We start from the raw sequence: 15,601 nt of genomic DNA, 5'->3' as shown, positions 1-15,601 counted from the left end.
GAAGTGCGGGCACATCAAATAGAACGCGTTCTAAGATTCGGCTGTGGACCAGCTCGGGCACCCGGTGTGGGACGCGGACAACCACTACTACGAGGCCGTCGACGCCTTCACCCGCCATCTCGACCCGCGAGACGGGCCGCGGTGCGTGCAGTGGGCGACCATCAACGGCCGGCAGTACCACGTGCTGGGCGGCCGGGTCAGCCGGGCGGTGTCCAACGCGACGTTCGACCCCGTCTCCAGGCCCGGCTGCCTCAACGAGTACTTCCGAGGCAACCCGAACAAGGCGAACCCGCTGGAACTGATCCGCGACAGCGAGCCGGTCCGCGCGGAGTACCGCGACCCGGCCGCGCGGCTGCGGGTTCTCGACGAGCAGGGCCTGGCGGGCTGTTTCCTCTTCCCGACCCTCGGGATGATCTACGAGGAACCGCTCCGGCACGACCCGGTCGCGGTCACGAAGACCTTCCGCGCGTTCAACCGGTGGTTGGCCGAGGACTGGACCTTCGACTACCAGGGCCGGATCATCGCCGCGCCCTACCTCTCGCTCGCCGACGTCGGCTGGGCCGTCGAGGAACTGGAATGGGCGATCGGCCAGGGCGCCCGGATGGTCGTGATGCGCGCCGCCGCGCCGACGACCGCGACCGGCCAGCACAGCCCGTTCGACGAGACGTTCGCGCCCTTCTGGGCGCGGCTCAACGAGAGCGGGCTGACCCTGGTGGTCCACGCCGGCGACAGCGGCGTCTCGACTGACGGGTATGCCGGCGGCGGGCACAGCTTCAGCTTCTCCGGCAACAGCTACGGGCCGACGATCGCGAGCTTCGCCATCGAGAAGGCGGTGCACGACTACCTGCTCTCGATGCTGCTCGCCAACCATTTCGCGAAGTACCCGAACTTGCGGGTCGCCTCGGTCGAGAACGGCGCCGAGTTCCTCCCCGACCTGTTCCGCAAGGCACGCTCACAGGCGAGGAAGCTGCCAGGCTGGTTCCGGGAGGACCCGGTCGAGATCTTCCGGCGGCACGTCTGGATCAACCCGTTCTGGGAGGACGACCTGGAGTCCGTCGTGCGGTGGATGGGTGCCGACCGCGTCGTCTTCGGCTCCGACTGGCCGCACATCGAGGCGCTCCCGCGCCCCCTCGACTACCTCCCCGAGACCAAGCCCCTCTCCCCCGCCGACCGCCGCCTGGTCCTCCACGGCAACGCCCTCGACCTGGCGACGCCCCGCCCCGCCTGACCGCGAGGCGGGGCGCCCCAGGCGCCCGGTGGGGAAACATCGCGCGGGAACCGCTCACGACCCGGCGCCGATGGTGACCACCGTCGCCCAGGCGGGCGGCGGCTCTGACCCGAAGGACTCCTGCCCCGGCGACGGCCGCCGGTCGAACAGCCCGACGACGGTGCGACACGACGGGCTCCGCTGGGGCCAGGGAGTCTGCCCGTCGGTCAGGACGACGAGAACGTCCGGGCGGGGCCGGGCCCGCAGCGCCGCGTCGAGACCGGCACGCAGATTTGTCCCCCCGCCGCCGAGCAGGGGGATGCCCTCGGCGTCGCACAGCGAGCGGACCGCCTGGGCGGCCGCGTCGCACGGCACGACGGTGACCAGGTCACCGCGGCCGCCGACGGCCCGGCCGATCGCGGTGACCTCGAGCAGGGCGCTTCCCAGCTCGGCGTCGCTCACGGACCCGGATGTGTCGATGACGACGCCGACACGGGGCGGCCTGCGCCGCAGGCTCGGCAGGACGGCGCCGTGAATGGCGACGCCTCTGCGCGCCGGGCGGCCGTAGGTGTAGTCGTCACCGACGCCGGGAGCGGAGACCGCGGACCGCACGGCCGCGCCGAGCAGGTCCCGCCACGGCTGGGGCGGGTGGAACACCTCCTCCGCCCACCGCCGCCAGCCGGCGGGGGCACTGCCAGGGCTGCCGGTGATGCCCCGGGCGACCCGGAAACGAATCGCGTCGCGTTCCTGGGCGGTCAGCGCGTGCGCGCCGAGGGGACCGAGATCCCATCCCCGTTCCAGGCCGTCGGCACCGCTGCCGCAGTCCAGCCAGGCGAGGCCCTGCGTGTACGGGCCCAGCCGGAACATGCCCAGGTAGTCCTCCATGAGCCTCCCCGGGGGCAATCGGAGAAGATCGGGCTCGACGGCACCGTCTGGGCGGGCGAGGCCGTCGCCGTAGATGTCGTCGTTGATCTCGCAGTCGGCGGCGATGTTCATCCGCAGCCGCTCCCCCGGCCCGTCGACGCCGTGTTCACGCGCGTACCGGTCGCCACGGCCGGGATGGTCCCGCAGCAGGTGCGAAACCTCGTGCACCCACACCCCGGCGAGCTCCTCCAACGGTGTCCGATCCACGAACGCCGGCGAGACGTAGCAGCGCCAGTGGCGGTCGACGGCCATCGTCGGCACCCGCCGCGACTCCACCGGGCGCAGCGCGAACAGGGCGGTCGCCAGGTAGGGGCGCACCCGGGCGGCAAGCAGCCGGGCGGCGAACAGCTTCTCCGTGTCCAGGGTGATCCGCGCGCCCGGTGTGACCGGCACGCCCGTCGTCATCGGGCGGCCCCGGCCCCGGCCGCGCGCCGGGCCAGGGACACCGCGCCGGCGAGCCGCTCGATCGCCTCGGGGACCTCCCAGTCGGAGTCGCGCAGCGCGGCGAGGGTGTTCGCCGGGACGACCACCAGGTCCGGCGCGCCGGTTTCCAGGGCCCGGACAAGCAGTGTCCAGGCCGCGTTCCAGCGGTCCTTGCCAGGGCGGCGGCGGACCGCGTCGACGACACCGTCCAGGACGGCCTGCCGAAGGTCGCCCCGCTCGGGCAGGTCGGCCGCCGCCGGATCGGCGAGCAGGGTCTCGGGATCGGGCAAGTCCAGCCGGTCGAGGCTGGCCAGCAGCTCCAGTCCCGGGCCGTCCCCGACCGTGCCCCGGGCCAGCATCGACAGCACCTCCCGCGAGGTGCCGGCGGCCGTCGCGAAGGCGACCAGCCGCAGCGTCATCTCCCAGCTGCGGGGTGACGGCCAGGCGCCGCCCCGGCGGGCGTTCCCGTCCGGCAGCCGGTGCACGAGCCCGGGGCGGGCGGCGAGCAGGCCGCACACGGCGCGGCGGGCGAACACCACCGCCTCGGGCAGCCTGGCCCGGTCGAGCCGCGGCAGCGTCACCGCCGGCCACGTCCCGCCCAGGCCGCGCACGACGACGTCCGGGTCGTGCGTCCAGGGGAGGTGGACGAACCGGTTGGCGAGCGGCGGGCTGAGCTCCCAGCCGTCGGCCGCCGACGACCGGGGGTTGGCTGCGGCGACGATCCGTACTCCGGCCGGCAGCCGCAGAGCGCCGATGCGCCGTTCGAGGACCAGGCGCAGCAGGGCCGCCTGCACGGCCGGCGGCGCCGTCGACAGCTCGTCGAGGAAGAGCAGCCCGCGGCCGGCCCGGACCAGTCGCACCGCCCAGTCCGGCGGTGCCATCGGGATGCCCTGCGCGGCCGGGTCGTCTCCGACGACAGGCAGGCCGGCGAAGTCGGACGGCTCGTGCACGCTCGCGATCACGGTCGTGAGCGGCAGGTCGAGAGAGGCGGCGAGCTGGGTCAACGCCGCCGTCTTGCCGATCCCCGGCTCACCCCACAGCAACACAGGTAGGTCGGCGGCCACCGCGAGCATCAGGGCCTCCAGCTGTGGGTCCTGGCGCGGCTCGCTCACGGTGCTCGTCAGCAGGGCCAGCAGGTCGTCGGCGACGGTGAGCTGGCCGGTCGCATCCCAGGACGAGGCGGCGGCCGGGGTCGGCGCGGGCGATGCGGCCATGGGTGGGGCGGTCATAGGTGGTACGGGCTCGAACGGCATGGACGTGGGCAGCGTGGACGTGCGTGTGGGCATGTGTGATCACCTGTGGGGGCGGGCGCGGGAGTCGCGCGGCGGGAGAGCTCGTCAGGGAACGGCGTCAGAGGACGGCGTCAGGGAACGGCGACCGAGGCCGGCCGTCAGCGGTAGTGCGCCTGCCGAGGGCGGCGGCGGCGGTCATGGTCGCGACGCCGCGAGGCGTGCGGCCCCCTGCGGTCGGCCAGACCCGACCGGAACAGCCCGTGGGCGATCCGGCCGCGTGCCGCCGCCATCAGTTCGTCGCGCAGGGCTCCGTCCCGGAGCACGGCCTCCGGGCCGAGGAGCGCCTCCACGACCGCCAGGGCACCAGCGAAGTCGCCGTGGTCCAGCCGGGCGCGGATGTCGTCGAGGTGTTCCGGATGGCGGTAGGCCTCGTCGATCACGCGTAGGCACGGCAGCGGGGTGCCACTCAGCGCGGTGAGCAGCTCCTCGCGGCGGATCTCGGCCGGGTCGTGGTCCAGCGGGACGAGCACCCCGTCCACCAGGCCGATCCGGTGCCGTACGCCACCGCAGTCGACGAGCCACGGCGAGACGCCGCCGTCGGGCGCCGGGCCGGGCCGCGGGCTGCCGGGCACCAGCGCCTCGGCCACCAGCGGGTGGAGCTGGCCGGGGTCGATCAGCCCGGCGCGCAGCAACAACAGGTCGGGCGGCAGCCATGTCGCGGCGTCCGGCAGTACCGGCAGGGCGGCCAGCCGCGACGCGACGCGCGGGACGCCGGCGAGTTCCGGCCCCGGGCCGGCGAGCCGCAGCGCCAGCAGCCGCCGGGCACCGAGCCGGACCGCCACGGCGTCCTCGGCCCGGCCGTCGGCGCGCAGCAGGATCTCGGCCTCCGCCGCCCAGTGGTCCACGGCGCAGCCCGCTGGGGCTGCCCAGCCCGGTGGTCCGGCGCGGCCGGGTGGCGACGTCCGGTCCTCCGGCACTGCCCAGGCCGGCGACACAGCACAGCCCGGCGACACAGCCCAGCCCGCGGGAACGGCGCGGTCCGGCCGCGGCTCATCCCACGCCCGGTCGAGCGCCCGGTGGACTCCGGCCCTGGTCCGCAGCTCACCGGCATGGCTGGCGTCCCAGAGGTGCCGGTGCAGGTCGAGGCGGAACCGTCGATGCGGGCGAGGACGAGGATGCCGGCCCGCGCTCGCCGAAGACCCGTCCCACACCCCGAGGCTGAACCGTTGACCGCCGGCGGCCGAGGCTGGAGGAGTCCGGGCGACGAGGTGCAGCGGTCTGCCGTCGCCCGTCGCGTACCGGGCCAGGGAGATGGTCAGACCCGGGAGGATCAGCCCCTGGGGTGTGGCCCGCGGGAGGTGCCATCGGAGCAGGTCGGGCGCGAGATGACGTAGGTCGTCCCGGAGCCGGGCCGCGATCTCCCGGCCGTGGGTACGTGCCGTGGATCGCGGATGTAGATCGACATCGACGTGGGCGGCGGCGCAGGCCCCGGCCCAGTCACCGACCGCTCGACGGGCGGCCGCCTGATCGATCATGGGCGGCGGCACCGCGAACGCGCGCACCCGCCGCCAACAGGAAAGACGGGAATCCTCGGTCATTTCCGACGAGTGCATCAGCACTCACCTTCGATGAACCAAGCCCCCATTCCACCAGAGAAGTTACTCATCGGGCATAGCGTACAGCGTCCCGACCAACGCTCCCAGTACCCAGTCGTCCGAACCCTTCGAGCGACATTCGAGTCAGAACGGCCGCGCTCGGCAGGACGGTGCGGCCGTCGATGACGTCCTCGTCGATCTGGGCAGTGCCGCGCCGAGGACCGGGCAGGCGGAATCGACGAGGCCCCGCTCCCCGGCCCTGTTTCGCCGGCGGCTCACAACTGGCGCATCAGGCGGAAGGACTTGATGGCGAAGCCGTGGCGCAGGTAGAGGCGGTGGGCGTCGTAGCGGTGGGTGCCGGCGTCGAGGTGGACCTGGGCGCAGTACTGGTTGCGGGCCTCGCGTTCGAGCCAGGCGAGCAGGCGGGAGGCGTGGCCCTGGCCGCGGGCCGCCGGGATGGTCGACAGGTCGTCGACGACGAGGACGCGGCCATGCGCCAGCATGTGCAGGACGCGGAAGCCCGCGGCGGCGACGACCTTGCCGGACGTCGGCTCCCAGGAGCCGACCAGCCGGTAGCCCTGCGGGCGCTGCACCTCGTTGACGAGCCGGACGAAGCCGGCCGAGGTCAGGTGCGGGCGCAGCTGACGCATGGCGTCGTACGCCTGCTCGGTCCCGTCCGCACCCAGCTCCTCGATCTTCACAGTTGGTATTTTGTCAGTTGCGGGACGTGATACCGGGCATCCGGCCACACGGGACCGTCAACACCTGTTGCCAGACAGTCACCCAGAGGAGAACCTCGCGCGGAATGAAGCCGCAGTGGACACCGTCTCGTCCAGGCGACCAATACGAACAACCCAGCCGCAGCAGGTGACCGCGCATCAGCGCTGGCGCCAACGCATCCACCTCGCCAGCCCGTAACCAGGCCGGCCACGCCATACGCCTGTGGCAGACCCAGGTGGCGAGGGCGCCCAGCGCCCGAGGGCGGCGCCCGGCGCCGGGCGCGGAGCGTCTGGCGCGGGACCGCCTTAGATGCCGTGGGTCTGAAGCCACATCTCCAGGAGGGCGGCCTGCCAGAGGGCGTTGGCGCCGAGCCGAGTGCGGTTGTCGTTGGGGGCCGCGAGCATGGTCTTCACCCAGTCGGGGCGGAACAGGCCGCGGCGCTGGGCGGCCGGGTCGGAGAGCGCGGAGGTGACCCGGTCGAGGAACGGGCCGGACAGGTGGCGGATCGCCGGCACCGGGAAGTAGCCCTTCGGACGGTCGATGACCTCGGCGGGCAGCAGCGCGCGGCTGATGTCCTTGAGCACACCCTTGCCCCCGGCGGCGAGCTTGCGCTCCGGCGGGCAGGCGGCGGCGAGCTCGACCAGCTCGTGGTCGAGGAACGGCGTCCGCGCCTCCAGGCCCGCGGCCATCGTCATGTTGTCGACCCGCTTCACCGGGTCGTCGACGAGCATGATCGTGGAGTCGATCCGCAGTGCCGCGTCGACGACGGTCTCGGCGCCGGGGGCGGCGAAGTGTCCCTGGACGAAACCGCGACTGGCGTCGGTCTCGAGCGCGTAGCCCGGCGCGACGACCGCGGCGATGTCGGCGTGCGAACGGTCGGAGAACACCCCCAGGTAGGCGTCGACGGCCTGGCCGCGCGCAACGCCCGCCAGCGGCGGGTACCAGGAGTAGCCGGCGAACACCTCGTCGGCGCCCTGGCCCGACTGCACCACGGTGACGTGCCGGCTGACCTCCTGGGAGAGCAGGTAGAACGCGACGCAGTCGTGGCTGACCATCGGCTCGCTCATCGCCTCGACCGCCGCGTCGACGGCCGGCAGGAGCGCCTCGCCGGGGACCATGATCTGGTGATGGTCGGTGCCGAAGTGCTTGGCCACGATGTCCGAGTAGTGAAACTCGTCGCCCGACTCGCCGGCAGCCGCCTCGAAGCCGACGCTGAAGGTCGCCAGGTCCGCCTGCCCGGCCTCGGCGAGCAGCGCGACGATCATGCTGGAGTCGAGCCCGCCGGACAGCAGCACGCCGACCGGGACGTCGGCGACCATCCGGCGGCGCACCGCTGTGCGCAGCCGCTCGCCGACGGCGTCGCGCCAGTCGGCCGGCGTCCAGCTGGCCTGCTCGGCCTGGCGGGTGAAGTCGGGCCGCCAGTAGACCTCGTCGGTGCTGGTGCCGTCGGGCTCGATGACCCGGATGGTCGCCTGCGGCAGCTTGCGCACGCCGGTGAGGATCGTGCGCGGCGGGGGCACGACGGCATGGAACGACAGGTAGTGGTGCAGGGCGACGAGGTCGATGTCGGTGTCCACCCCGCCGCCGGCGAGCAGCGCCGGCAGCGTGGAGGCGAACCGGATCCGGTGCGCGTCCGCGGTGACATAGAGCGGCTTGATGCCGAGCCGGTCGCGGGCGAGCACCACCCGGCCGGAGTCACGCTCGTGCACGGCGAAGGCGAACATGCCCGCGAAGCGGTCGACGCAGCGCGTTCCCCAGCGGTGGTAGGCCTTGAGCACGACCTCGGTGTCCGACGTCGAGAAGAACCGGTAGCCGGCGGCCGCCAGCTCGTCGCGCAGCTCGCGGTAGTTGTAGATGCAGCCGTTGAAGACGACGGTGAGGCCCAGTTCGGCGTCGCTCATCGGCTGGGCGCCGCGTTCCGAGAGGTCGATGATCTTCAGCCGCCGGTGGCCGAGAGCGACCGGCCCCGCCGCATGGACCCCGACGCCGTCCGGTCCGCGCCGCTGCATCGCGGCGGTCATCCGTGCGACCGCCGCGACGTCGGCCGGCCGTCCGTCGAGTCGTAGTTCACCGCTCAGCCCGCACATGTCCGCTCCCTGGATCTCCCGAATCGGCCTTCAAGGCGCACGCCGCGCCGCGTTACGTACTCGTGCTCACGCCTGGAAGGGACTGCCCTCGGCCGCCGACCGCCTCCCGTCGTTCATGGCTGATCACCGAACGGCGCCGACGCGGGCGCCGCCGTCAGGCGCGCAGGAGCCAGGTGTCCTTGCAGCCGCCGCCGCGTGAGGAGTTGACGACGAGACTGCCGGAGGGGGCGACCCGGCTGAGCGCCGCTGGTGCCACCACGGTCTGCTCGCCCTCATAGACGAACGCCCGCAGATCGACCGCGCGCGGCTCGAGCCGGCTCGCGCTCCCGTTGGTCCGGTTGCCGACGTCCGTGGCCGTGGCGCTGACGGGTGCCGCACCATCGCCGTCCGACGGGTCGATGCCGGGCCAGGTCGGATGAGTGGACAGGGAGACGACCTCCTGCGCGATCCAGTGGCGCGGTTCGGCCAGCAGGCGCTCGCGGGCGGCCGTCAGCTCGTGCGGCTCAGCCGCGGGGCCGATCAGCACGCCGGCGCCGCCGTAGCCGTCGGTCGGCTTGACGACCAGCTCGTCGAGATGGCGCAGCACGTGGTCGAGCTGGTCGGGGTCGCCGCAGAGGTAGGTCTGGACGTCGTCGAGCAGGGGGCGTTCACCGAGGTAGTAGTTGATCATCCGGGGGACGTACGCATAGACGACCTTGTCGTCGGCGACGCCGTTGCCGGGGGCATTTGCGAGGGAAAGCGTGCCGGCGGTGAGCGCGCTGATGAGCGCGGGACCCAGCGGCGCGCCATCCGCGCCGAGGGCGGCGAACAACTCGTCCTCGTCGATCCGGCGGTAGAGCACGTCGACCCGCCGGCGCCTGCCGCCCGGCACCCGATGGCTGACGACGTCGTCCTCCACCATGAGGTCCGCCGGCTGTACCAGCGGAACGCCCATGCGGTCCGCGAGGAAGGCGTGCTCGAAGTAGGCCGAGTCGTGCGGGCCGGAGGTGAGCACCGCGAGCGCCGGCTCGCCCAGCCCGTCCCGGCCGCCGGCGCCGGCGGGGGCGGCGGCCACGAGCGCGGTGCGCAGCAGCGCCGGCACCCCTTCGAGGCCGAGGATGCCCGACGGCGAGGACAGCTCCGGCAGCGTCGCGCGGGTCAGCCGGCGGACCGCGACCGCATAGCCGGCGCCGGACGGGACCCGCAGGTTGTCCTCGAGCACCAGCCACCGGCCGTCCTGGTCGTGGACCAGGTCGATGCCGCTGACGGTCGCGCGGATCGTCCCCGCTGGGACGGCGTGGCCCCAGTGGCGCAGGCCGGGCGAGGCGGTGACGATCCAGTCGGGGACGATCCCGTCGGCGACGGCGAACCGGTCGGAGTAGACGTCGCGGAGGAACGCCTCCAGCGCCCGGACGCGCTGGACGAGGCCGGCGCTGATCGTCGCCCAGTCGTCGGCTTCGACGATGCGCGGGACGAGGTCGAACGGCAGCGGGCGGCCCTCGGCCTCGCCTGCGACCCGGAACACCATCCCCCGGGACTCCTGCTCGGCGACCAGGGCGGCGCAGCGCGCGGTCAGGACGTCAGGGCCGAGCCGTTCCAGGGCGCGCAGCACCCCCCGGTACGGCGAGCGGACCGGGCCCCGGGCGTCGACCGCCTCGTCGACGCCGCCGGCGTGGAAACCGGGATGGGCCAGGTAGCCGGCGAGCAGCGTCGGCGCCACCCGCTCGGCGCGCACGAGCCCCGTGGAGCCCTCGGCCGCCGCCGGGGCCTGGTCGGCACCCGCGCCGGCGCCGGCGGGAACGCGGGCGGCGACGGGGACGCCGGCGGGCGTGCCCGAGGCGGTGGTGGCGGGTCCGGTCTGACGGGTCCGCGCCAGCACGAGGTCCGCGACGTCGGTGAGCAGGCCGCGCCGATGGAACGCACGCCTGGCCGCGGCCGCCGCGCTGCCCCGGTCGACGGCCTGCTCCGCGAGGCCGCCGACCAGCTCCCAGTCCCCCGCGGCCGCGAGCTGCGGGCGAATCTGCTGCAGCAGCCGGGCCAGCAGGTCCTCGGCCGGCACCGGCCCGGCACCGACGCCGGACAGCTCGATCAGGTCGCCCTCCAGCCCGGAGCGGGCGGCGCGCCACATGGCGGCGCGCAGGAGCTCGGGGCGGGGGGCACCGAACGGCGCGCCGGTCTCGATCGTCTCGATGGCATGGCTGACCAGGCCGCGGAACAGGCCGGCGACGAGCACCACGGTGTCGACGTCCGGGCAGGCGTCGCAGACGCGCATCTCGAGCGTGGGCAGGTGGGCCGACGGGCGGACGTCGAAGTAGACCATGCCCGGGTCGCTGATCACGCCCGACTTCACCAGGTCCGCGACCAGGTGCTCGTACTCGGCGGCCGTCTGGAACGTCCCGGCTACGCCGGCGGTCGGCCAGCGCCCCCAGACCATGGTGCGCATGCTCGCGTAGCCGCTGTCGGCGCCCTGCCAGAACGGTGAGCTGGCCGAGACGGCGAGCAGCAGCGGCAGCCACGGGGCGACGCGGGCGATCACCGCCATCGCGGTCTCCCGGTCGGGGACGTCGACGTGCACGTGGGCGCCGCAGATCACCTGCTCGCGGGCGAGGATCTGGTACTCCTCGGTCATCTGCAGGTAGCGCGGGTCGCTGTTGATCTCCAGGATCGTCGGGTCGACGATCGGGACGGTGCCGGCCGCCGCGGGGCCGAGGCCGAGCGGCTCGGCAGCGGCGGCGAGGCGTTGGCGCAGGTCGACGAGGTCGGCGCGAAGCGCGGCCAGATCCCGCGTGGGAGCGCTGTTCGTCTCGACGACGGAGTTCAGCAGCTCGGGGGCGAAAGGGCCGGCGGGCAACTGTTCCAGGATCTCGCCGGCGCGGGGCACGAGCTGCCGGGTGGCCAGATCGAGGATGTGAAACTCCTCCTCGACGCCGACGGCTGGAATGGGCGCGCCGCTCATGTTCTCCCACGCTACGTCGGGGCCGTTACAACGGCATGTCCACTGATCGGGATCTTCCCGATGTTCCGCTGTGAAACCTACATTCCAGGCGTCACAATCGGTGACAATGCCAACAGTTTACCGTTTTGTCCGGTGGCCCGGCGCCGCGGGCCGGCCCCCGGAGGTGACGAGCGGGCCTCTCCGCGGGCCCGGCAAGGCCCGCGGGACGCCAGGCGCCCCGGTCACGCCGAGCGATAGCCAGCACGAGCGGCGTCGGCTCCAGGGCTCGCGGCGTAGGGTTGCGAGCATGCCCGCGAATACCGGTCCGAATGCAGTGAAAATGGTTTCGGAAACCGAATCGGCGCGCATTTCGACGGGGGTCCGGGAAATCACGGCGCGCACGGCCGGCCGGCGCGTTCTCACGGGGTCCGCGCACCCGTGAGCATCCAGGACGGCGCGGGCGTCGACGGCGCCCGCGGGCTCGCGCCCCAGCCAGGCGGCACTCCGCACGCCGGCCGTCTCCGCAAGGACGATCCGGCCGCGGACCCGGCGGGCAGCCGAGGAGCCGGGGAGCCCCTGGCCGGCGCCCATGCTGGCCATCCGCCCCGCGACGGGCGCCCGGACCGCGACCGGTACGAGCACCAGGACGACCACGGCCACGTGAACGACGAGCATCACGACGGCAGGCACGCCGGCGACGAGCAAGGCCACGACGAAGGGCACGGCGACGGCCGCGGGCACCGGGGCGGGCACGGCGGGCATGTGCATCGGCCGTCGGCGACGGCGGACGCGCGTCTGCTGTGGGCGGCGCTCGCGCTGATCGGCGGCTTCCTGTTGGTGGAGGTCGTCGTCGGCATCATCGCCGGCTCGGTCGCGCTGCTCTCCGACGCGGCGCACATGCTCACCGACGCCGGGGCGCTGGTGCTGGCGCTGGTCGCGATGCGGCTGGCGGCCCGGCCGGCGGGTGGGCGGCTCACCTACGGCTGGCGGCGGGTGGAGATCCTCTCGGCGCAGGCGAACGGCTTCGCGCTGCTGGCGCTCGCCGCGGTGCTCGCCGTCCAGGCCGGCCAGCGCCTGGCCCACCCGAACGACGTGGCTGGCGTCCCGGTGCTCGTCACGGCGCTGGTGGGCGTCGTGGTCAACCTCGCCGCGACGGCGCTGCTGGCCCGCGCCGACCGGCGCAGCCTGAACGTCGAGGGCGCCTTCCAGCACGTGCTCACCGACCTGTTCGCGTTCATCGCGACGGCCGCCGCCGGGCTGGTGATCATAGTCACCGGCTTCACCCGGGCGGACCCGCTGGCGGCGCTGGTCGTCGCCGGCCTGATGGTTCGCGCCGGTGCCGGGCTGATCCGCGACACCGGCCGGGTGTTCATGGAGGCGGCGCCGGTCGGCGTCGACCCGGCCGAGATCGGCCAGGCGCTCGCCTCGATCGACGAGGTGGCGGACGTCCACGACCTGCACGTCTGGGAGGTCACCTCGGGCCTGCCGGCGCTGTCCGCGCACCTGCTGGTGGACGAGGGCGGCGACTGCCACCGGGTCCAGAACACGGCGCGGCTGCTGCTGCGGGAGCGCTGGCACATCGACCACGTGACACTGCAGGTCGACCACGCCGAGCCAGCCGTTCTCACCATCACGCTCGGCCCTCGCTGGCAGTGCTCCGTCACGCCGGTCGCCCCGGCGCCAGCGTCCGTACGGCAGGCGTCGCCGCGGCCGACCTCGCCGGCATCGCCAGCCGCACCGGCGGCGCCAGCCGCACCGGCATCGCCAGCCGCACCGGCGGCGCCGGCGTCAGTCGGCCACGGGGACGAGCGGCAGGGCGGTCCCGGGTAGGGAGCCCCGGATATCGGCGGCGAGCAGGGACCAGTCGCGGGCGCGGGCCGAGGTCTCGCGGTAGGCGAGGCCGATCCGCCGCCGCGGCGGCGGGGTGCGGAAGGTGGCCACGGCGAGCCCCCTGCCCCGGCCCTCGCCGACCTCGACGGTGACAGCGGAGGCGGGCAGCAGGGTGACGCCTAGGTTGCCGGCGACCATCTGCACGACCGTCGACAGGCTCGCCGCCCGCAGCGAGGAGCGCTCGCGCGCGCCGGCCTCGTGGCAGACCTCGAGCGCCTGCGCCCGGAAGCAGTGGCCGTCCTCGAGCAGCAGCAGGTCCTGGCCGCCGAGCGCGGCGACCGGAACCGCGGCGCCGCCGGCCAGCGGGTGGCCGTCGGGGGTGACGAGCACGAAGTCCTCGTCGTAGATGGGGATCTCGGCGATCCCTCGCTCCTCGATCGGCAGGGCCAGCAGCGCGACGTCGGTCGCGCCGGCACGCAGGCTGGCCAGCAGCGGGGCGGTCTGCTCCTCCCGCAGCGCGAACCGGGCCTCCGGCCGGATGTCACGCAGCATCGGCATGAGCCGCGGCAGCAGGTACGGCGCGACCGTCGGGATGACACCGAGCGTGATGTCGCCGGTGAGTGGGGCCTGGGCGCGCAGTGCCACCGTCACGATGTCGTCGACGGCGGTGAGCACGTCGCCGGCGCGGCGGACGACCTCGTCGCCGACGGGGGTCAGCAGCACGCTGCGGGTGGTCCGCTCCACGAGCTGGACGCCCATCGTCTTCTCGAGCGCGGCGACGGCGCTCGAGAGCGTCGGCTGGCTGACGTGCAGCGCGGCGGCGGCCCGGCCGAAGTGGCGGTGCTCGGCCACGGCGACGAGCGCGCGCAGCTGAGCCAGCGTGGGCTGGGGCTTGGCCATAGGGAAACGCTATCAATTCTTCGGAATCTTTCGATTTCTCTTCTGAGTCGGGCCGATCCACAGTGGACACACGGCCCTGACGGACCGGATCCCGACACCCCTTCGATCTGCCCAGCGACCAGGGACAGGACCCTCAAGCGCAGCCAGTCTCAGGTGGGGACGGGCAGACCGGCCGGCCCGCCCGTCCATCAGGGCACCCCGTACCGGTCCTCCGCGCCCGTACCGAGACCAGCACCGCGCACCACGAGACCGCGCACCACGAGCAGGCCAGCCGCCCCACCCGCGCGCCGCCCGGCGGAGGCCGGCGCCCGGCGAGACGGGCGAGCGGCGCCCCGGCACCACCCGGACACCGCCCCACGCGGATCATCCAAGAGAGAGGACACGCGCTACCATGCTTACCGTCGGTGACGCTTTCCCCACATACGACCTGACCGCCGTCGTCTCCAACGACGCCGACACCGCGTTCATCCAGGAGACCTCCGTCAGCCGTCCCGGCCAGTGGCGCGTCGTCTTCTTCTGGCCGAAGGACTTCACCTTCGTCTGTCCGACCGAGATCGCCGCGTTCGGCCGTCTCAAGGAGGAGTTCGCCGACCGGGACGCCCAGGTGCTCGGCGTCTCCACCGACAGCGAGTTCGTCCACCTGGCGTGGCGGCAGAACCACGAGGACCTGCGCGACCTGCCGTTCCCGATGCTCGCCGACATCAAGAAGGAGCTCACGGCGGCCTGCGGTGTCCTCGGTGCGGACGGAGTCGCCCAGCGGGCGACCTTCGTCATCGACCCGGACAGCGTGATCCAGTTCACCATGGTCACCGCCGGCAGCGTCGGCCGTAACCCGAACGAGGTCCTGCGGGTGCTCGACGCCCTGCAGACCGACGAGCTGTGCCCCTGCAACTGGCAGAAGGGCCAGAACACGCTGTCGGTCGGCGGCAAGCTCGTCCCCGAGCAGGGCAAGGTGGAGGTGCCGGCCTGATGGGCGTCGATACCCTGCGCGCCGCGCTGCCCGAGTATGCCAAGGACCTGCGGCTCAACCTGGGCTCGGTCACCAGCCAGACCCAGCTCACCGAGCAGCAGCTGTGGGGCACGGTGCTGACCGCCGCGCTCGCCAGCCGGGGCCGCACCGTCATCGCCGAGCTCGACGCCGAGGTACGCGGGCACCTGTCGCCGGAGGCCTACCGCGCGGCGAGGACGGCCGCGGCGCTGATGGCGATGAACAACGTCTACTACCGGTCGCTACACCTCCTCGAGGACGAGGAGTACGACCGGCTGCGGGCCGGACTGCGGATGAATGCGATCGCCAACCCGGGCGTCGACAAGGTCGACTTCGAGCTGTGGTCGCTCGCGGCCTCCGCGGTCAACGGCTGCGGCCGCTGCCTGCAGGCGCATGAGCACGAGCTGCGCGGCCGGGGCGTGGCCCGCGAGGCCGTCCAGGACGCGCTCCGGATCGCCTCCGTGGTCCATGCCGTCGCCGTGACCCTCGAGGCCGAGGAGTTCACGCCCGTCGCGGCGTGACCCCGCTTCCCCGCCGGTTCCACCTGAGAGACGGAACCGGCGGGGACCGGGCGCCCCTGCTGATTCACACCGACCCACATCGATCCACACAACATGTTCCACGGCCTGTCCGCGCCGAGGCGGGATGACGGGACGGATAATCCCGGCTATTCCGACATAGATGTGAAATAACCACGACATTCGCAATGCGTCATGTTCTATGTAGAAATTCAAACGTGATCCCCGTCACCCGAGCAGGGGCGGTCGTTCTGGAGGCGGCC

At 73.4% G+C, this 15,601-nt stretch carries 11 protein-coding genes; 4 read left to right on the top strand and 7 right to left on the bottom strand.

What is annotated here, in order from left to right; translation table 11 throughout:
- Positions 1 to 43: 43 nt before the first annotated feature.
- The gene (locus QOZ89_RS21180) at positions 44 to 1,228 is read left to right on the top strand and encodes an amidohydrolase family protein (protein ID WP_071052053.1); all 1,185 of its coding nucleotides are present in this window, start codon (positions 44 to 46) and stop codon (positions 1,226 to 1,228) included.
- 54 nt (positions 1,229 to 1,282) lie between these two features.
- Here QOZ89_RS21180 and QOZ89_RS21175 read toward each other — a convergent pair whose 3' ends face one another.
- From QOZ89_RS21175 to QOZ89_RS21150, 6 genes are all read right to left on the bottom strand, one after another.
- Positions 1,283 to 2,524: a vWA domain-containing protein gene (locus QOZ89_RS21175; RefSeq protein WP_241842151.1), complete on the bottom strand. Its 1,242-nt coding sequence runs from the start codon at positions 2,522 to 2,524 to the stop codon at positions 1,283 to 1,285.
- An 8-nt stretch (positions 2,525 to 2,532) separates the two neighbouring features.
- Entirely contained in the window at positions 2,533 to 3,840 is a 1,308-nt protein-coding gene (locus tag QOZ89_RS21170) for an AAA family ATPase (protein WP_241842152.1), read from the bottom strand.
- Between the two features lie 104 nt (positions 3,841 to 3,944).
- Positions 3,945 to 5,399: a hypothetical protein gene (locus QOZ89_RS21165; protein ID WP_071052109.1), complete on the bottom strand. Its 1,455-nt coding sequence runs from the start codon at positions 5,397 to 5,399 to the stop codon at positions 3,945 to 3,947.
- A gap of 257 nt (positions 5,400 to 5,656) precedes the next feature.
- Positions 5,657 to 6,082, bottom strand: a complete 426-nt coding sequence (locus QOZ89_RS21160; RefSeq protein ID WP_071052056.1) for a GNAT family N-acetyltransferase — start codon at positions 6,080 to 6,082, stop codon at positions 5,657 to 5,659.
- Between the two features lie 324 nt (positions 6,083 to 6,406).
- A complete protein-coding gene (locus tag QOZ89_RS21155) occupies positions 6,407 to 8,188 on the bottom strand; it encodes an N-acetylglutaminylglutamine amidotransferase (RefSeq protein WP_312624748.1) in 1,782 nt (593 codons plus the stop codon).
- Between the two features lie 154 nt (positions 8,189 to 8,342).
- Positions 8,343 to 11,123 (bottom strand): carboxylate--amine ligase/circularly permuted type 2 ATP-grasp protein, encoded by a 2,781-nt coding sequence (locus QOZ89_RS21150; RefSeq protein WP_071052058.1) that lies wholly within the window; start codon positions 11,121 to 11,123, stop codon positions 8,343 to 8,345.
- A 417-nt stretch (positions 11,124 to 11,540) separates the two neighbouring features.
- Between QOZ89_RS21150 and QOZ89_RS21145 the strand changes: the two genes are divergently transcribed.
- Positions 11,541 to 12,932 carry a cation diffusion facilitator family transporter gene (locus QOZ89_RS21145; protein ID WP_083419491.1) on the top strand — a complete coding sequence of 464 codons (1,392 nt, stop codon included), beginning with the start codon at positions 11,541 to 11,543 and terminating at the stop codon, positions 12,930 to 12,932.
- On the opposite strand, the gene QOZ89_RS21140 is transcribed toward QOZ89_RS21145, so the two are convergent.
- On the bottom strand, positions 12,891 to 13,832 hold the full coding sequence (locus QOZ89_RS21140; RefSeq protein WP_071052059.1) for a hydrogen peroxide-inducible genes activator: 942 nt from the start codon (positions 13,830 to 13,832) through the stop codon (positions 12,891 to 12,893). The two genes, QOZ89_RS21145 and QOZ89_RS21140, sit on opposite strands and share 42 nt — an antisense overlap.
- 391 nt (positions 13,833 to 14,223) lie before the next feature.
- On the opposite strand from QOZ89_RS21140, the gene QOZ89_RS21135 reads away from it, so the two are divergent.
- On the top strand, positions 14,224 to 14,802 hold the full coding sequence (locus QOZ89_RS21135; RefSeq protein ID WP_071052060.1) for a peroxiredoxin: 579 nt from the start codon (positions 14,224 to 14,226) through the stop codon (positions 14,800 to 14,802).
- Entirely contained in the window at positions 14,802 to 15,341 is a 540-nt protein-coding gene (gene ahpD, locus QOZ89_RS21130; protein ID WP_071052061.1) for an alkylhydroperoxidase, AhpD family, read from the top strand. The genes QOZ89_RS21135 and ahpD overlap by 1 nt, the downstream gene beginning before the upstream one ends.
- Positions 15,342 to 15,601: the final 260 nt, after the last annotated feature.

Origin of the sequence: Pseudofrankia coriaricola (assembly GCF_032027725.1) — a bacterium.
GTDB lineage: Bacteria > Actinomycetota > Actinomycetes > Frankiales > Frankiaceae > Pseudofrankia.
Note: the sequence above shows the minus strand (reverse complement) of the source record. Positions and strands in the feature narration are given on the sequence as shown.